Origin of the sequence: Mesorhizobium sp. B3-1-9 (assembly GCF_006439595.1) — a bacterium.
Taxonomy (GTDB): Bacteria; Pseudomonadota; Alphaproteobacteria; order Rhizobiales; family Rhizobiaceae; genus Mesorhizobium.
Map to the genome: position 1 here is coordinate 1 of NZ_VFTJ01000005.1, position 16,054 is coordinate 16,054.

Consider the following 16,054-nt stretch of genomic DNA (forward strand, 5'->3'; position numbering starts at 1 on the left):
CCTTCGACTACACCGCCACCCTTTCCGGTCTGTCGATGATGCCGGGCGGCATCGCCATGCTGATGCTGATGCCGATTTCGGGCCTTGCGGCCGGTGTCGTTCAGCCGCGCTATCTCATCATGATGGGCATGTCGGTGATCGCGGTCGCGCTTTGGCACATGACCTCGCTGACGCCCGACGCCAGCTTCGGTTTCTTCGCCTATGCGCGCATCTACATGATGATCGGCCTGCCGTTCCTGTTCATCCCGATCTCCACCGCCGCCTATGTCGGCCTGCCACCGCAAAAGACCGATCAGGCATCCTCGCTGATCAATGTCGCCCGCAACATCGGCGGCAGCATCGGCGTGTCGCTGTCCAACACTGTCATCGCCCAGAACGCCCAGTTGCATCAGTCGGTGCTGGTCGGCCACACGGCGCAGTCGAGCGAGGCCTATCAGCAGACTCTCCGCCAGGTGATGGACCATTTCGTCGCCGAGGGCTCGCCGCTGATCGAGGCCAGGCAACAGGCCGTCGGCTGGATCGGACAGGAAATCGGTCGCCAGGCTTCACTGCTCGCCTATGTCGACGTCTTCTTCTATTGCGCGATAGCGACGGCGCTGCTCGTGCCGTTCACCTTGCTGCTCCGGGCGCCGAAGCCCGGGCCTGGCAAACAGCAGGACAGCCCCGCTGCGTGACAGAGCCGCTTGGAGTGTTTCACCGCAACGTGATGGCGTGCTCATCAAGCGCCACTCCCGGTAACGACAAAGTGTCCACCCCGCGCTGCGGCTCGGCACGGTGGAGCCTCAGTCCGATGCTAGCCCCCCCCGCTTGGGGGAACTCGAAACAATGGAGATCGCAATGAAAGCCGCAGCACGTCTTCTTGCCTCTTTCGCTCTCGCGGGATTTGTCACCACCGGAGCCATGGCGGCGATGTCGACAACGACAACCACGCCCGCCGCCACCACGACAACGACCACGGCGCCAACCACGAAGAAGCCGAAAACCGCCATGACGCCCGAAAAGACCGCGATCTCGAAGCAATGCTCGACGCTCGCGGATCAAAAAGGCCTCCACGGCAAGGATCGCGAGAAGTTCCGCTCGGACTGCAAGAAGAACGGCGGCAAGGCACCGAGCTGATCCGCCGGATCACCTTCCCGGCACGTCCCTGATTTCCATCGCACAGCGAATCAGCCGGCCGAGCGGCTGAGGCGATGATTACAGTGCTGAGGCCCCGGCATGTCCGGGGCCTTTCACGTCTTCCAGAGCAGCTTAGACCGCAGCGCCCGAAAATTCGGCGCATGCAAAAGGATGCTTGCGCGTCAATTTCCGTCGGGCGATGGTGCGGCAACTTTGGAGGGGACCATGCGCAACATCACGATATCGGCACTGCTGGCGATAGCCACCGTCCATGCGACCGCGGCCAACGCGTTGGACAGCAGCAATACGCCGGTCGTGGTAACGACGTTGGCTTCGAAGACCACGACCGCGTCGGGCCAGCCGATCACGCTGCCGCAGAAGAACGTCGAGGTTCAGGTCTCGTCCTACCAGATCGCTCCGGGGGCGACCTTGCCTGTGCACAAGCACCCCTTCCCGCGCTACGCCTATGTCGAGCAAGGCACGCTCAAGGTGACCAATGTCGAGACCGGCGCTGCCAACACCTACAAAACCGGCGACTTCATCGTCGAGATGATCGGCCAGTGGCACCAGGCCACCAATATCGGCGCCGATCCGGTGAAGCTTCTGGTGATCGACCAGGTCGAGCAAGGCGCCAAGAACACGATCCTGAAACAGTAGCCGGCGAAGGGCCGGCTCCGAAGCGGGCACCCGCCTCTCGCCTCACCCCCAGGCGCCCACCGGTTGCCGCGTGGTGGCGTTCAGCCGGTTGAACGCATTGATCAGCGCGATCTGGATCACCAGGGCGGCGAGCGCCTTGTCGTCATAATGGCGCGCGGCCTCGTCCCATACCTCGTCCGGCACCGCGTCGGAACGATCGGCCAGGCGCGTCGCGGCTTCCGTCAGCGCAAGCGCCGCGCGTTCGGCTTCGTTGAAGTACGGCGTCTCCCGCCATGCCGACACGGCGAAAATCCGCTCGTCCTTCTCGCCGGCCTTCTTCAGCTCACGCGCATGCATGTCGACGCAAACGGCGCAGGCGTTGATCTGGCTGGCGCGCAGATGAACGAGCTTGCGCGTCACATAAGGCACGTCGCCGGCTTCGGTCGATTTGTCGAGCGCCAGAAGCGCCTGCAGTGCGCCGGGAATGAGCATCACCGGGTTCTTCAATCTTGCTTTCATCGTCGGTCTCCTTGGCCAACAGGGCTCGCACCAATCAATAACTTTTCAGTTATGAGTTATCCATAACTTTGCAGTTATGTATTGTCAAGCACCTCCATGGCTGGACCGATCGTTGCGGCTTTCGCGGCGGCCCGCCCGATGCTAGGGCTGCGCATCTCGTCGAAAGCATGGATGGAAACCCGTGGCGGACACGCAAAAACCCCTGATCGAAATCTGCGTCGAAGGCATTGACGGGCTGCTTGCCGCCCAGGCCGCCGGCGCCGACCGGGTCGAGCTCTGCGCCAGCCTCATCGAAGGCGGCATCACGCCGAGCATGGGCACGGTGCGCGCCGCGCTCCAAAGCGCGACCATTCCCTTTCATGTCATCGTGCGTCCGCGCGGCGGCGATTTCCTCTACAGCGAGGCCGAATACCGCTCGATGCTCGCCGATGTCGAAGCGCTTCGCGAGCTCGGCGTGGCCGGCGTCGTCGTCGGCTGCCTCACCGCCGACGGCGCCATCGACGAGGCGCGCATGAGCGCGCTGGTTGAGGCCGCCGGCCCGCTCAACGTCACCTGCCATCGCGCCTTCGACATGACGCGCGATCCGGTCGAGGCGCTCGAAGCCTTGATCCGCTGCAAGGTCGGCCGCGTGCTGACCAGCGGCCAGCGCGATACGGCGGTCGAAGGCGTCGAGCTTCTGGCGGAGCTCGTTCGCCAGGCGGGCGGGCGCATCATCATCCTCGGCTGCGGCGCCCTCGCGCCCGACACGATCGGCGAGGTGCGCAGGCGGACCGGACTGACCGAGATGCATTTCGCAGCACTGGCGGACGTGCCGAGCGCCATGCGCTACCGCAACCCGAATGTCGGCATGGGCGGCGCCGACCTCGACCGCGAATACCGCAACACGGTGACCGACCAAGCCAAGGTGGCGGCGACGATCGCGGCCGCGAGAGCCTGATGGCGAAGACGATGAGCAAGGAATTGCTGCCGATCGAACAGGTCTCGCCCGCCGATGAGGCCGCCATCCTCGCCCTCAACAACGAGCATGCCGCGGAGTTGTCCTGGCTCGAGCCGGAACGGCTCTCATTCCTGCTCGGGCAAGCTTTCTACACCCGCCGCATCGGCGCGCTGGAAGCCTTCATCATGTGCTTCGACCAGGAAGCAAACTACGACAGTCCGAACTTCCTCTGGTTTCGCGAGCGCTATCCGCACTTCGTCTATGTCGATCGCGTCGTCGTGGCCGCGGACGCCCGCGGCCGCGGCCACGCCCGCCGGCTTTATGAGGACCTGTTCGAGCAGGCCCGCCTCGCCGGCCACACCATCGTCACCTGCGAGGTCAATGCCGATCCGCCCAACCCGGCCTCCGATGCCTTCCACGCAGCGCTCGGCTTCGCCGAGGTCGGCGACGCGGTGATCCACGGCGGCAAGAAATCGGTGCGCTATTGGGCGAAGCCCATCGCCGCCTGAACGGCGCTTCCGAACGCTGCTGGCCAGGAAAACAAGCCGCAGCTAATATAGCCGGTCCGCTGGCTGGGGGCGACATCATGGCGAGCAATGTCTTCCGCTTCGACGAAAGCTGGGACATCCCCGAAGGCACGCCGCAGGAACCTGATCTCACCAATTGCGGTTGAGCCAGCCGCGGGCCGGTTTCTCAATCACGTAATAACTGCAAAGCGCGCCGGCGAATACAGCCGCCAGCATCGGGATCGCTGCGCTCCCCTTCTCATCGACGAATTTGTAGAAAGGCTGCTGCCAGAGATAGAGCGAATAGGACCACAGGCCGAGCATCACCATCGGCCGGGACGACAGCGGCCCCGTCAGGTAGCCGCCCGCGAAGTCGAGCGTGTTGACGGCGAGCGCCAGCAGCGGCACGCCGACAAGATAGTGGATCGTGGTCGGCACCGGATCGAGGAACAGCAACAGGCCGCCAACCGCCGCCGCCAGCGCCACATGCTGGCTTTCCAGGAAAGCCGGCAGGCGCCCGTCGGCCTTGAGCAGGCAGATCGCGGCGGACAGCAGGATCGAGGCGATATGCACGTCGGTCCGCCAGTAGGTGGCCTCGTAGCCCATGCCGAGAACCCCGTACGAAATGGCGCCGTTGGCCATTGCCAGCAGCGCCAGCACGACCAGCAGCCGCACGACGTTCGTTCTTCCGGTTACCACCACGCTGATCAGCGCGAGCAGGATATAGGAATGCTCCTCGACGCAGAGCGACCAGATGTGGTCGAGCGCGCCGGCGCGGGTGATCAGGGTGCCGGCGTAATTGTAGGTGAAGGTCAGCGCCGTCAGCGCCGCCTTCCACTTGAAGGCGATGAAGGTTCCGGTCAGGCCGATCATGGCGGCAATCACGAACACCAGCAGCGCTGGATAGATGCGAGAGAAGCGGCGCTTGAAGAATTTCTTCAGCGGAAAGCGTTCGATGAACAGGATTTCGCCCATCAGCCGGCCGCTCAGCACGAAGAAGAACTCGACGCCGAGCACGCCGAGATTGAGTCCCGGGACCGGAAAGAAATGGCCGATCAGCACCATGGCGATCGACAGGCCTCGCCAGCCGTCGAGATAGGCCAGTCTTGTCCTGGCTTCCCTGTCGATTGCGGCCCGCGGCAGGACAACGGACGCTGCGGAGATGTCGGTCATACCGTGCCTTCGCAACTCGAGGTCCGGATGCGAAGCGTTGCCCGCGTCTCGGACCGTCTGGTATTCCCGCCGGGGTCATTTTGCAGTGCGGGATATTATTGTGCAAGTGCGAAACCGCGAATACTCAGGTATTCCCGCCAAGTCGTTGCGAATACGAAAGAAAAAGGGGCCGCGAGGGCCCCTTTCCTTCACCCAGGCTGAGAGCGTTCAGGCGTTGGCGGCGGCCACGGCACGCTTGGCCATCACCGCGATCAGATTGGCGCGATAGTCGGCGGAGGCATGGATATCGCTCATCAGCCCCTTTGCCGACACTTTGAGGCCGCCGAGTGCCGCGACGTCGAAATTCTTCGCCAGCGCCGCCTCGATTTCCTTGGAGCGGAAAACGCCGTCCTCGCCGGCGCCGGTCACCGCCGCCCTCACGCCGTCCTTGCCCTTGGTCACGAACACGCCGACGATGGCGTAGCGCGAAGCCGGGTTGCGGAACTTCTGGTAGGCCGCCTTGGCCGGAGCGGTAAAGCTTACCGCGGTGACGATCTCGCCTTCCTTCAGCGCCGTCTCGAACAGGCCCTTGAAGAATTTGTCCGCCGCGATCTCGCGCTTGTTGGTGACGATCGTCGCGTCCAGAGCCAGCAGCGCGGCCGGATAGTCGGCGGCCGGATCGTTGTTGGCGATCGAGCCGCCGATCGTGCCTTTATAGCGTACCGCCGGATCGCCGATCAGGGATGCCATATGCGCAAGCGCCGGGCAGGCCTTCTTCAGCTTGTCGTCGGTGGAGACGTCGTAATGCGTCGTCGCGGCGCCGATGGTGACCGTCTTGCCGGACACCTTGACGCCTTGCAGGTCCTTCAGCCGCGAGACGTCGACGAGGTCCGAGGGCGCCGCGAGCCGCGTCTTCATGGCGGGGATCAGTGTCATGCCGCCGGAGAGCAGCTTGGCGTCGCCGTTCTTGAGTTGCCTGGCGGCATCGGAGACCGAGGCGGCGCGATGGTAGTTGACGGAATACATGCTCGTTCCTCCTCAGTGCTTCGTCGCGCGGATGGTTGCCCACACCGTCGCGGGCGACGCCGGCATGGCGATGTCGACGACGCCGAGCGCATCGGTGATGGCGTTGATGACCGCCGGCGGCGAACCAATGGCGCCGGCCTCGCCGCAGCCCTTGATGCCGAGCGGATTGCCAGGGCATGGCGTGTTCGAGGTCGAGACCTTGAAGGACGGCAGGTCGCCCGCGCGCGGCATGGTGTAATCCATGTAGCTTGCCGTCAAAAGCTGGCCGCTTGAGTCGTAATGCGCGCCTTCCAGCAACGCCTGGCCCACGCCCTGGGCGATGCCGCCATGCACCTGCCCCTCGACGATCATCGGATTGATGATGTTGCCGAAATCGTCCGCCGCGACGAACTGGACGATCTCTGTCGTGCCGGTTTCGGGGTCGATCTCGACCTCACAGATGTAGCAGCCGGCCGGGAAGGTGAAGTTGGACGGATCGTAGAAGGCCGTCTCCTTCAGCCCGGGCTCCATGCCCGCCGGCAGGTTGTGGGCGGTGTAGGAGGCAAGCGCCACCTGGAACCAGGGCAGGCTCTTGTCGGTGCCGGCAACCTTGACCTCGCCGTTCTCGATGACGATGTCGCCCTCGTCGGCTTCCAGCAGGTGGGCCGCGATCTTCTTGGCCTTGGCCTCGACCTTGTCGAGCGCCTTGGCGATCGCCGACATGCCAACGGCGCCGGAACGCGAGCCGTAGGTGCCCATGCCCATTTGCACCTTGTCGGTGTCGCCATGCACGATCGAGACTGAGTCGATCGGCACGCCGAAGCGCTGGGTGACCAGTTGCGCGAAGGTCGTCTCATGGCCCTGGCCATGACTGTGCGATCCGGTCAGCACCTCGATCGTGCCAACGGCATTGACGCGCACCTCCGCCGATTCCCAGAGGCCGACACCGGCGCCGAGCGAGCCGACCGCCGACGACGGCGCCAGGCCGCAGGCCTCAATGTAGCAGCTCATGCCGATGCCGCGCAGCTTGCCCTGCTTAGTGGCGTCGGCGCGGCGCTTGGTGAAGCCGGCATAGTCGGCGGCTTTCATCGCCGCATCGAGCGAAGCGTTATAATCGCCCGCGTCATAGGCCATGATCACCGGAGTCTGGTGCGGGAAGGACGTGATGAAGTTGCGGCGTCTGAGTTCCGCCGGCAGCACGCCAAGCTCGCGCGCCGCGGTTTCCATCATCCGCTCGAGCACGTAGGTGGCCTCCGGACGCCCTGCCCCGCGATAGGCATCGACGGGAGCGGTGTTGGTATAGACGGTGCGCACATTGGCGTGGATCGCCGGGATGTTGTACTGGCCCGACAGCAGCGTGGCATAGAGATAGGTCGGCACGCAGGACGAGAACAGCGACATGTAGGCGCCGAGATTGGCTATTGTGTCGACCTTCAGACCGGTGATGCGGTTGTCCTTGTCGAAGGCCATCTCCACCGTCGAGACATGGTCGCGGCCATGCGCGTCGGAAAGGAAGCTTTCGGTGCGGTCGGCGACCCATTTGACGGGAACGCCGGTCTTCTTCGATGCCCACAGGCAGACGATCTCTTCCGGATAGATGTAGATCTTGGAGCCGAAGCCGCCGCCGACATCCGGCGCGATGACCCTGAGCTTGTTCTCCGGGGCGACGTTGTAGAAGGCGCTCATCACCAGCCGCGCGACATGCGGGTTCTGCGACGTCGTCCAGCAGGTATAGTGGTCCTCCGCCTTGTCGTAGTGCCCGAGAGCCGCGCGCGGCTCCATCGCATTCGGCACCAGCCGGTTGTTGACGATCTTCATGCGCGTGACATGGGCCGCCGACCTGATCGCCGCGTCGGTGGCCTTTGCGTCGCCGAGCTCCCAGTCGAAGATCAGGTTGTTCTCTGCCTCGGCATGGACCTGCGGCGCTCCGGGTTGGATGGCCTTGGTGGCGTCGACGACGGCCTTCAATTCCTTGTAGGTGATCTCGACCGCTTCCGCCGCGTCGCGCGCCTGGCCCTTGGTATCGGCGATCACGATGACGACCGCGTCGCCGACATAGCGCACCTTGTCGACGGCCAGAGGCGACCACGCGCCCATCTTCATCGGCGTTCCGTCCTTGGAGTGGATCATCCAACCGCAGATCAGGTTGCCGATGCCGTCGGCCTTGAGCTCCTTGCCGGTGAGCACGCCGACGACGCCGGGCATCGCTTGCGCCTTTTTCACATCGATCTTCTTGATCTGTGCATGCGCGTGCGGACTGCGCACGAACACGGCATGTTTCATGCCGGGGACCACCATGTCGTCGACATAGCGGCCGCCTCCGGTGATGAACCTCTTGTCTTCCTTGCGCGCCACGCGGGCGCCGACGCCTTCGATACCCATTTGCGGAAATTCCTCCGGAATTAAGGGAATAGGCAGTAGGGGTTAGGCAGTAGTGAGGGGCTCGCGGTCGTATCGCCGTTTGCCTTATTCCCTATTGCCTACTGCCTACTCCCTAAGCTGCCTGTCTCGCCCTGCCCTTGGCGCCCTTCGCCATCGTCTCCGATGCGGCGAGGATCGCCTTGACGATGTTGTGGTAGCCCGTGCAGCGGCAGATATTGCCTTCGAGCTCGGCGCGCACCGTCGCCTCGTCGAGGCCCTCGGGATGGCGCGCGATCATGTCGGTCGCCGCCATGATCATGCCCGGCGTGCAGAAGCCGCATTGTAGCCCGTGATGCTCCTTGAACGCGGCCTGCACCGGATGCAGCTCGGCCCCGTCGGCGAGCCCCTCGATGGTGACGATGGTCGAGCCCGAGGCCTGCGCGGCCAGCATGGTACAGGACTTCACCGCCCGGCCGTCGACATGCACGACGCAGGCGCCGCATTGCGATGTATCGCAACCGACATGCGTTCCGGTGAGTCCGAGATGTTCCCTAAGGAAATGCACCAGAAGCGTTCGGTCCTCGGCGTTCCCGCTGACCCGCCTCCCGTTCACAGTCAACGACACGTCCGACATGCAACCTCCCTGGGTATCAACCTTGGTCATTGCCGAATGCCGCGCTTGTGCTTCGGCAGTGCGTTATTCGGGTAGCGTACAACGGGCAAAACAGTGCTGCCAGCGCCGGTTCCATTGTACTTTCGATCATGGCGAAAGCTATGTGCAGCGCAGCAACCGGCCCCATTGCCAAAACCGGGATTGAAGGCAAAGATGCCTTCGACGCGAAGCGTGCCTGACACGCATAAGAAAAGACACGCACAAAACAGCGTTGGAGGAAATTGCGGAGACGGCAGCTGGCCAGTTCGAGCACACGCTATGCATCGGGCCTTTCGGCGCTCACCACGGATGAGCCCGACCCGAATGCCTTTGCGCGGGCCATCGCGGCCGAAGCGGCGGCTGTCGACGCCGGCTTTGCGCTTCTGTTCTTCTCCCAAAGCCTGGTCGACGCGGCGGGGCTCGCGCAAGCGCTGAAGGTCCATGCGCCGTCGCTCGCCTATGCCGGCTGCTCGACCGCCGGCGAAATCACGCCGCAGGGACTGGAGGAAGGGCATGCCCTTGCCCTGCTTTTGCCGTCGGCGTCGTTTTCGACCGTCAGCACCATGGTCGAGAACCTCTCCTCCTCCGGCATGGACGGGATCACCGGCGAGGTCGTGGAGCTGCGGCGCCTGCTGCGCTGCCGCGCCGGCCAGGAGCGGGCGAAGAGCGTCTTCGCCCTCTGCTTCATCGACGGGCTTTCCTATGCCGAGGAAGCGGTGACCTCGGCCATCCACTGGGGGTTGGACGACATTCCGCTGATCGGCGGCTCCGCGGGCGACGATCTGAAATTCGAGACGACCAGCCTGATTTCGAACGGCAAAGTCACGTCCGACAGCGCCATCATCGTGCTGGTCGCGACCGAGATCCCCTTCCACGTCTTCAAGACCGACAATTTCATTCCGACCGACGAGAAGCTGGTGGTGACGTCGTCCGACCCGGACCATCGCATCGTGCGCGAATTCAACGCCACCAACGCGGCGGAGGAATACGCGGCCTCGGTCGGCACTGTGGCGCAGGCGCTGACGCCGCTAAGCTTCGCCTCCCATCCCGTCGTGGTGAAAGTGGCCGGCGAATATTACTGCCGCTCCATCCAGCGCATGCATGTCGACGGCTCGCTGTCGTTCTTCTGCGCCATCGACGATGGCGTCGTTCTGTCCATCGCCCAGCCGAAGAACATGGTGGAAGCGACGCGCGCCGCGTTGCAGGACGCCGAACGCAAGCTCGGCGGCATCGACATGATTCTCGGCTTCGACTGCGTTCTGCGCCGGCTCGATGCGCGCAACCGCCAGGTTTACCGGGACATTTCGGAGCTCTACCGGACCAACAAGGTCATCGGCTTCGGCACCTATGGCGAGCAGTACCGCTCGATGCACCTCAACCAGACCTTTACCGGCATCGCCTTCGGCGAGCCCCAGGCAGCCGAGTAGCGAGATGCCGCTTCGCGACATCAACGACCTCGAAAGGCTGAAGAAGATCAACGCGGCCCTCGTCAGCCGCGTCGAGCGTTCGATGGACCAGCAGGGCAATGCCTTCTCGCTGTTCCAGACCGCCATCTCGCTGGAAAACCGGGTGCGCAACCGCACCGAGGAACTGCACGCGACGCTGCGCCGGCTCGAACAGTCGAACATCGACCTCAGCGAGGCGAAGGAGAACGCCGAACTGGCGAACCTCTCCAAGACCAGGTTCCTCGCCGCCGCCAGCCACGACGTGCTGCAGCCGCTCAACGCCGCGCACCTGTCGGTCTCGGCGCTGGCCGAGGTCCAGGCCAGCGAGGAAGGCAGGAAGCTTGTCCGGCAAGTCGAGCGCTCGCTGGAGACGATGGAAGACCTCTTGCGCACGCTGCTCGACATCTCGAAGCTCGACGCCGGGGTGGTGCAACCGGAAGTCGTTGACGTCAGCCTGGAGGCGCTGTTTTCCTCGCTGCGCTCGGATTTCCTGCCCGAAGCGGAAAAGAAAAGCCTGTCGCTGAAATTCAGGCCGGTGAACGTGGTGGTGCGCTCCGACCGCACGCTGCTCAGGCGCATCCTGCAGAACATTCTCTCCAATGCGCTGCGCTACACCCGCTCGGGCGGCGTGCTGGTCGGCACCAGGCATCGCGGCGACATCATCCGCATCGACGTCGCCGACACCGGCTGCGGCATTCCCGAGGACCAGCGTGAGGCGGTGTTCGAGGAATTCCACCGCGGCACCTCGACGCTTAACAATGCGGAACTCGCCGGCGGGCTTGGCCTCGGCCTCGCGATCGTGCGCCGCATGGCGGCGGCACTCGGCCACCCCATCACCTTTTCCTCGAAGGTCGGGCGCGGCACCATCTTCCATATCGACGTGCCGGTCGGCATGGCCACGGCCGAGCCGGCGATGGCCGCCGCCGACATGGAGCGGCCGCGCGGTTACGGCCTGTTCGGCACCAGGGTGCTGCTGGTCGAGAACGACATGGACGTGCTCGCGGCCATGACCTCGCTGCTCGAGCGCTGGCAATGCCTGGTGCGCGCCGCCACCTCGACCGACGATGCGCTCGACCTGCTCGGCGACACCGCCTGGGTGCCCGACATCATCATCGCCGACCAGCATCTCGACGGCGGCGACCTCGGCACCTCAACGATAGCCGAAGTGCGCGACTATCTAGGCCGCCCGGTGCCCGCGCTGATCGTCACCGCCGACGGCTCCGAGCTCGTTGCCAAGGCGGCGCGAGCAGCCGGCATCGAACTGATGCGCAAGCCGCTAAAGCCTGCGCAACTGCGCGCGCTGCTGGCGCATCTGCTGGCTTAGAAATGCCGCTTCAAAACCCGGCCTGGTCCCGAAACAGCTCCGCATTGTCGAGCTTCGACACCTCGATCACCGCTTGCGTGCGGCTGTAGACATTGAGCTTGCGCAGGATTTCCGAGACATGCGCCTTGACGGTGGTCTCGCCCACCTGCAGCTCGTAGGCGATCTGCTTGTTGAGCATGCCCTGGCGCAACATCTGCAGCACCCTCAGCTGCTGCGGCGTCAGCCTGGCCAGGCGCTGCACCATGTCGGCGCGGTCGGTGCTGTCGGGATCGGGCGGCTGGCCCTCGTAATTTTCCGGCACATAGACCGCTCCATCCATCACCGAGCGGATGGCGGCGGCGAGATCGCTCTTGCGGGCCGATTTCGGGATGAAGCCGGCGGCGCCATAGGACAGCGCCTCGGAGATGATCTTCGGCTCCTCGTAGCCCGACACGATCACCACAGGCAGCCGCGGATAACGGGTCCTCAGCTGCAACAGTCCCTCGAAGCCATGCACGTCGGGCATGCTCAAATCGAGCAGCGCGAGGTCGAACGGCTTGGCGTCGGCAAGAAGCTCGATCGCTTCCGCGATCGAGCGCGCCTCCACCGTATCGACATCCGGATAGGCCATCTGCACGGCGCTATGCAGCGCCTCGCGAAACAGCGGGTGGTCGTCGATGATCAGGAAGCGGGCGCGATCGCTGACGGAGGTCATTGCACGGGTTCAGGCTTCGGTTCGGTTTCAGCCGGCACAGGATAGTCCCGTGATCATGGCCAGATTATTGGCAAATAGTACACGCCCAATGGTACGGCGCATTGTCACTGAAACGACAGGCCGATGTGCAGGGACGTCGAGTCTTGCCCGCGGGTCGAAATCGGCCGAAGGTGCTAACGATTCATGCCAGCACAGAGAAAAATCATGCCAGAATTCGTCCTTCCGCCACCGGCGATTGCTTCGGTTGCCGTCGCGGGCGCGGCGGAGCGGTTTGCCGTGCGCCGCATCTTCTGCGTCGGCCGCAATTACGCCGCGCATGCGCGTGAGCTCGGCAATGACGAGCGCGATCCACCCTTCTTCTTCACCAAACCGGCCGACGCGGTGGTCGACAGCGGCGCCGAGATCCCCTACCCGCCGCTGACCTCGAACCTGCACCACGAGATCGAGCTGGTCGTCGCCATCGGCGAGGCCGGTTTCCGCATTCCGCGCGCCGAGGCGCTCGCTCATGTCTGGGGCTATGGCGTCGGCGTCGACCTCACCCGCCGCGACCTGCAGGATCAGGCAAAGAAAGCAGCCCGTCCCTGGGACTGGTCGAAAGCTTTCGACCAGTCGGCGCCTTGCGGCCCGCTGGTTCCAGCCGCGAAATCAGGACATCCGGAAAAAGGCCGTATCTGGCTTGCCGTCAACGGCGCGGTGAAACAGGACGGCGACCTTGCCGAGCTGATATGGCCGATTGCCGATATCGTCTCGATTTGCAGCGAAGCGGTCGAGCTTCGGCCCGGCGACCTGATCTTCACCGGTACGCCGGCCGGCGTCGGAGCGGTCCAGGCGGGCGACAGGATCACCGGCGGCGTCGACGGCATCGGCGAGATCACGGTGGCCATCGGGCAGCCGAGGCGATGAGCGACCTCGTCCTTCACAACTACTACCGCTCCTCCACCTCCTACCGGGTGCGGATTGCGCTGGAGATGAAAGGACTGGACTACACTTATGTGCCGCATCATCTGCGCCACGGCGAACATCTCGAGCCCGCCTATCTCGCGGTGAACCCGCAAGGCCTGGTGCCGGCGCTGGTTCTGGACGGCGGCACGCTTTTGACCCAGTCGCTGGCGATCATCGAATATCTCGACGAGATCCAGCCCGAACCGCAACTGCTGCCGAAGGATGCGCTGGGCCGGGCGCGAGTGCGGATGCTGGCGCAGATGATCGCCTGCGACATCCACCCCGTGAACAATCTGCGCGTGCTGACCTCGCTGCGCACCTTGTTCGGCGCCGGCGACGAGGACGTCGTCAACTGGTTCCGGCATTGGGTGAATGAAGGTTTCCAGCCGCTTGAGAAGATTCTGGCTTCGTCGCCCGAGACCGGCGCGTTCTGCCATGGCGACACGCCGGGCCTGGCCGACATCTGCCTCGCCGCCCAGGTGACCAACAATGCCCGCTTCGGCATCGATATGGCCCCCTATCCGGTGATCGCGCGCATCAACGCCGCCTGCATGGCGCTGCCGGCGTTCCAGAAGGCTGCGCCGCAGAACCAGATCGATGCCGAGTAGGGAAGCCAAAGACGCCGAGGAGGCCAAGGCATTCGCCGACATCGAAGAGTACGGCTGCCACATTCTCTATGTGCTGGAGGAGGACGAGCATCCGCCATTCGCATACTCGGTCGGGATAGAGCACAATTTTGGCGTCCCTGAATTGGTCGTTATCGGGCTCAAGCCGGACCTTTCGCTAACCATCATCAACGAGTACTGCAGACGCGTGCGCGGCGGCGAGAGGTTCAGCGTCGGTGCGCGGGCGTCGGGTTTCCTGGGAGGAGGCTTCGATTGTCAGTTCGGTGCGGTCCATCCCGATCACTACCCGGAATATTTCGGTTGGGACATATGGTTCTACGACGGGCCGGATTTCCGGATCGTGCAGCTTATCTTTCCGACAACTTCCGGGATTTGGCCGTGGGATGTCGAGGCTGATGAATGGTTTCGCGAACGGCAGCCACTGCTCGATACTCCGCCGCCATAACTAGCGCCCTACCCTCACCGTCGCGGCCCAGAACGCCAGCGCCGCCAGACCGATACCGGTCCCAAGCAGGCAGACGCCGGTCCAGCCCCAGGCGCCATAGGTGCTGGTCGAGGCAATCGAGCCCAGCGCGCTGCCCAGCGAGTAGAAGATCATATAGCCGCCGACCAGCGGCTGCGGGCATCCGGCCGTCGGGCGAAGATCAGGCTTTGATTGGTGACGTGCACCGCCTGGATGGCGAGGTCGAGCATGACGATGCCCAGCACCAGCAGCCAGAGCGAGGACCCCATGAGGGCGATCGGCAGCCAGGCAGCAGCCATCAGCGAGAGGCTGAGGCCGGTCACCAATTGGCCCTCTACGACCTGATGGCGCTGCGCCAATGGGGCGAGACCTATTTCTCCGGGCCGGGCGAGCCCTACACCTTCATGGTCGACACCCGGACCGGCAGGCCGATCCGGCGGCTGGAGCATGCGGAGGACGGACGCCAGCTTGCGCCCGGCGAAACGCGGCTGGCCGACTTCCGCCAGAAAGCGGAGTAATGATCCGTCTGCCAGTCCCGGCCCTGGCAGAATCGATTTCCGGTCGACCAGCGGTGGAATCGGCTATCGTCAACTCAAAACGCACCAATGGTGGGAGTTGCCGATGAAAGCCGTCGTCTTCGAGAAATTCGGCGAGGCGCCGACGATCCAGACCGTTCCCGACCCGAAGCCGGCCGCCGACGGGGTGGTCATCAAGGTCGAGGCAACCGGTCTTTGCCGCAGCGACTGGCATGGCTGGATGGGCCATGACGACGGCATCACGCTGCCGCACGTTCCCGGACACGAGTTGGCGGGCGTCGTCGTCGCCGCCGGCAAGCAGGTCAGCCGCTGGAAGGCCGGCGACCGCGTCACGGTGCCCTTCGCGGTCGGCTGCGGCCGTTGCTTCGAATGCACGTCGGGCAACCATCAGGTCTGCGAGCACCAGTCCCAGCCGGGTTTCAACGCCTGGGGCTCGTTCGCCGAATATGTCGGCATCGAGCATGCCGACACCAATCTGGTGCGCCTGCCCGAAGAGATGGAATTCGCCACCGCCGCCAGCCTCGGCTGCCGCTTCGTCACTTCGTTCCGGGCCATTGTCGACCAGGGCCGGGTGACGCCGGGCGAATGGGTGGCGGTGCATGGCTGCGGCGGCGTCGGCCTGTCGGCGATCATGATCGCCAGCGCCATGGGCGCCAATGTGATCGCCATCGACCTCACCGACGAGAAGCTGGAATTTGCGAAGGAGATCGGCGCGGTGGCGACGATCAACGCCGCGACGACGCCGAACGTGGTCAAGGCGGTCAAGCAGATCACCAATGGCGGCGCGCATATGTCGATGGACGCGCTGGGGCATCCGACCACATCCTTCAACTCGATCGCCAATCTGCGCCGGCGCGGCCGCCATGTTCAGGTCGGGCTGATGCTGGGTGAGCATGCCCGGCCGCAGGTGCCGATGGACAAGGTGATCGCCTTCGAGCTCGAAATCCTCGGCAGCCACGGCATGCAGGCCTACCGCTACTCCGCGATGATGGAGATGATCCGCACCGGCAAGCTGAGACCCGAACTGCTGGTCGGCAAGAAGATCAGCCTCGAGGAAGCGCCCGCGGCCCTGATGGCGATGGGCGGCTTCGAGGGCATCGGCATCGGCGTGGTGACGAAGTTCTGAGCAATTCCAGGAAA

The 16,054-nt window shown here is 64.3% G+C and carries 17 protein-coding genes and 2 pseudogenes; 12 read left to right on the plus strand and 7 right to left on the minus strand.

Annotated elements, in window-relative coordinates:
• The 3 genes and pseudogenes from FJW07_RS10475 to FJW07_RS10485 all read left to right on the plus strand — a co-directional run.
• Positions 1-674 (plus strand): annotated as a pseudogene (locus tag FJW07_RS10475) (EmrB/QacA family drug resistance transporter); the annotation flags it as partial.
• Positions 675-837: 163 nt separating this feature from the next.
• On the plus strand, positions 838-1,116 hold the full coding sequence (locus tag FJW07_RS10480; RefSeq protein WP_140856249.1) for a hypothetical protein: 279 nt from the start codon (positions 838-840) through the stop codon (positions 1,114-1,116).
• Positions 1,117-1,341: 225 nt separating this feature from the next.
• Positions 1,342-1,773 carry a cupin domain-containing protein gene (locus tag FJW07_RS10485; protein WP_140647696.1) on the plus strand — a complete coding sequence of 144 codons (432 nt, stop codon included), beginning with the start codon at positions 1,342-1,344 and terminating at the stop codon, positions 1,771-1,773.
• A 42-nt stretch (positions 1,774-1,815) separates the two neighbouring features.
• On the opposite strand, the gene FJW07_RS10490 is transcribed toward FJW07_RS10485, so the two are convergent.
• A complete protein-coding gene (locus FJW07_RS10490) occupies positions 1,816-2,271 on the minus strand; it encodes a carboxymuconolactone decarboxylase family protein (RefSeq protein ID WP_140856251.1) in 456 nt (151 codons plus the stop codon).
• A 181-nt stretch (positions 2,272-2,452) separates the two neighbouring features.
• Here FJW07_RS10490 and FJW07_RS10495 point away from each other — a divergent pair, with 181 nt between their 5' ends.
• Both FJW07_RS10495 and FJW07_RS10500 read left to right on the plus strand, forming a co-directional pair.
• A complete protein-coding gene (locus FJW07_RS10495) occupies positions 2,453-3,208 on the plus strand; it encodes a copper homeostasis protein CutC (RefSeq protein ID WP_140856253.1) in 756 nt (251 codons plus the stop codon).
• The gene (locus tag FJW07_RS10500; RefSeq protein ID WP_246680733.1) at positions 3,208-3,717 is read left to right on the plus strand and encodes a GNAT family N-acetyltransferase; all 510 of its coding nucleotides are present in this window, start codon (positions 3,208-3,210) and stop codon (positions 3,715-3,717) included. The genes FJW07_RS10495 and FJW07_RS10500 overlap by 1 nt, the downstream gene beginning before the upstream one ends.
• Positions 3,718-3,864: 147 nt before the next feature.
• Here the strand turns inward: FJW07_RS10500 and FJW07_RS10505 are convergent, their stop codons facing one another.
• The 4 genes from FJW07_RS10505 to FJW07_RS10520 form a co-directional block, all read right to left on the minus strand.
• Positions 3,865-4,887, minus strand: coding sequence for an acyltransferase (locus FJW07_RS10505; protein ID WP_140856254.1), 1,023 nt, complete (start codon positions 4,885-4,887; stop codon positions 3,865-3,867).
• A gap of 207 nt (positions 4,888-5,094) precedes the next feature.
• Positions 5,095-5,892, minus strand: a complete 798-nt coding sequence (locus FJW07_RS10510) for a xanthine dehydrogenase family protein subunit M (protein ID WP_140856256.1) — start codon at positions 5,890-5,892, stop codon at positions 5,095-5,097.
• A 12-nt stretch (positions 5,893-5,904) separates the two neighbouring features.
• Entirely contained in the window at positions 5,905-8,253 is a 2,349-nt protein-coding gene (locus FJW07_RS10515) for a xanthine dehydrogenase family protein molybdopterin-binding subunit (RefSeq protein WP_140856257.1), read from the minus strand.
• A 112-nt stretch (positions 8,254-8,365) separates the two neighbouring features.
• Entirely contained in the window at positions 8,366-8,866 is a 501-nt protein-coding gene (locus FJW07_RS10520) for a (2Fe-2S)-binding protein (protein ID WP_140856259.1), read from the minus strand.
• Positions 8,867-9,126: 260 nt separating this feature from the next.
• Between FJW07_RS10520 and FJW07_RS10525 the strand changes: the two genes are divergently transcribed.
• Both FJW07_RS10525 and FJW07_RS10530 read left to right on the plus strand, forming a co-directional pair.
• Positions 9,127-10,311, plus strand: coding sequence for an FIST signal transduction protein (locus tag FJW07_RS10525; RefSeq protein WP_140710684.1), 1,185 nt, complete (start codon positions 9,127-9,129; stop codon positions 10,309-10,311).
• Positions 10,312-10,315: 4 nt separating this feature from the next.
• A complete protein-coding gene (locus FJW07_RS10530; protein WP_140856261.1) occupies positions 10,316-11,653 on the plus strand; it encodes a hybrid sensor histidine kinase/response regulator in 1,338 nt (445 codons plus the stop codon).
• Positions 11,654-11,663: 10 nt separating this feature from the next.
• On the opposite strand, the gene FJW07_RS10535 is transcribed toward FJW07_RS10530, so the two are convergent.
• The gene (locus tag FJW07_RS10535; RefSeq protein WP_040981753.1) at positions 11,664-12,347 is read right to left on the minus strand and encodes a response regulator transcription factor; all 684 of its coding nucleotides are present in this window, start codon (positions 12,345-12,347) and stop codon (positions 11,664-11,666) included.
• 204 nt (positions 12,348-12,551) lie between these two features.
• On the opposite strand from FJW07_RS10535, the gene FJW07_RS10540 reads away from it, so the two are divergent.
• Genes FJW07_RS10540 through FJW07_RS10550 form a run of 3 tightly spaced genes read left to right on the plus strand, consistent with a single transcriptional unit; the run spans position 12,552 to position 14,360 of the window.
• A complete protein-coding gene (locus FJW07_RS10540; protein ID WP_140856262.1) occupies positions 12,552-13,250 on the plus strand; it encodes a fumarylacetoacetate hydrolase family protein in 699 nt (232 codons plus the stop codon).
• Positions 13,247-13,897 (plus strand): maleylacetoacetate isomerase, encoded by a 651-nt coding sequence (gene maiA / locus FJW07_RS10545; RefSeq protein WP_140856264.1) that lies wholly within the window; start codon positions 13,247-13,249, stop codon positions 13,895-13,897. Before FJW07_RS10540 ends, maiA begins: the two co-directional genes overlap by 4 nt.
• Positions 13,887-14,360 carry a DUF4262 domain-containing protein gene (locus FJW07_RS10550; protein WP_140856266.1) on the plus strand — a complete coding sequence of 158 codons (474 nt, stop codon included), beginning with the start codon at positions 13,887-13,889 and terminating at the stop codon, positions 14,358-14,360. Before maiA ends, FJW07_RS10550 begins: the two co-directional genes overlap by 11 nt.
• Here the strand turns inward: FJW07_RS10550 and FJW07_RS10555 are convergent.
• Positions 14,361-14,710: pseudogene (locus FJW07_RS10555) on the minus strand (MFS transporter); the annotation flags it as partial.
• On the opposite strand from FJW07_RS10555, the gene FJW07_RS10560 reads away from it, so the two are divergent.
• Positions 14,705-14,896, plus strand: coding sequence for a hypothetical protein (locus FJW07_RS10560; RefSeq protein ID WP_226891741.1), 192 nt, complete (start codon positions 14,705-14,707; stop codon positions 14,894-14,896). The pseudogene FJW07_RS10555 and the gene FJW07_RS10560 overlap by 6 nt on opposite strands.
• A 103-nt stretch (positions 14,897-14,999) precedes the next feature.
• Complete coding sequence (locus FJW07_RS10565) at positions 15,000-16,040, plus strand: zinc-dependent alcohol dehydrogenase family protein (protein WP_140856268.1); 1,041 nt, start codon at positions 15,000-15,002, stop codon at positions 16,038-16,040.
• Positions 16,041-16,054 lie beyond the last annotated feature (14 nt).

Excerpts from the sequence above, each read along its gene's own strand:
- FJW07_RS10520 (WP_140856259.1), bottom strand. The coding sequence starts at position 8,866 with ATGTCGGACGTGTCGTTGACTGTGAACGGGAGGCGGGTCAGCGGGAAC.
- FJW07_RS10540 (WP_140856262.1), top strand. The coding sequence starts at position 12,552 with ATGCCAGAATTCGTCCTTCCGCCACCGGCGATTGCTTCGGTTGCCGTC.
- FJW07_RS10550 (WP_140856266.1), top strand. The coding sequence starts at position 13,887 with ATGCCGAGTAGGGAAGCCAAAGACGCCGAGGAGGCCAAGGCATTCGCC.
- FJW07_RS10490 (WP_140856251.1), bottom strand. The coding sequence starts at position 2,271 with ATGAAAGCAAGATTGAAGAACCCGGTGATGCTCATTCCCGGCGCACTG.
- FJW07_RS10510 (WP_140856256.1), bottom strand. The coding sequence starts at position 5,892 with ATGTATTCCGTCAACTACCATCGCGCCGCCTCGGTCTCCGATGCCGCC.
- maiA (WP_140856264.1), top strand. The coding sequence starts at position 13,247 with ATGAGCGACCTCGTCCTTCACAACTACTACCGCTCCTCCACCTCCTAC.
- FJW07_RS10565 (WP_140856268.1), top strand. The coding sequence starts at position 15,000 with ATGAAAGCCGTCGTCTTCGAGAAATTCGGCGAGGCGCCGACGATCCAG.
- FJW07_RS10485 (WP_140647696.1), top strand. The coding sequence starts at position 1,342 with ATGCGCAACATCACGATATCGGCACTGCTGGCGATAGCCACCGTCCAT.
- FJW07_RS10500 (WP_246680733.1), top strand. The coding sequence starts at position 3,208 with ATGGCGAAGACGATGAGCAAGGAATTGCTGCCGATCGAACAGGTCTCG.
- FJW07_RS10530 (WP_140856261.1), top strand. The coding sequence starts at position 10,316 with ATGCCGCTTCGCGACATCAACGACCTCGAAAGGCTGAAGAAGATCAAC.
- FJW07_RS10505 (WP_140856254.1), bottom strand. The coding sequence starts at position 4,887 with ATGACCGACATCTCCGCAGCGTCCGTTGTCCTGCCGCGGGCCGCAATC.
- FJW07_RS10535 (WP_040981753.1), bottom strand. The coding sequence starts at position 12,347 with ATGACCTCCGTCAGCGATCGCGCCCGCTTCCTGATCATCGACGACCAC.
- FJW07_RS10480 (WP_140856249.1), top strand. The coding sequence starts at position 838 with ATGAAAGCCGCAGCACGTCTTCTTGCCTCTTTCGCTCTCGCGGGATTT.
- FJW07_RS10515 (WP_140856257.1), bottom strand. The coding sequence starts at position 8,253 with ATGGGTATCGAAGGCGTCGGCGCCCGCGTGGCGCGCAAGGAAGACAAG.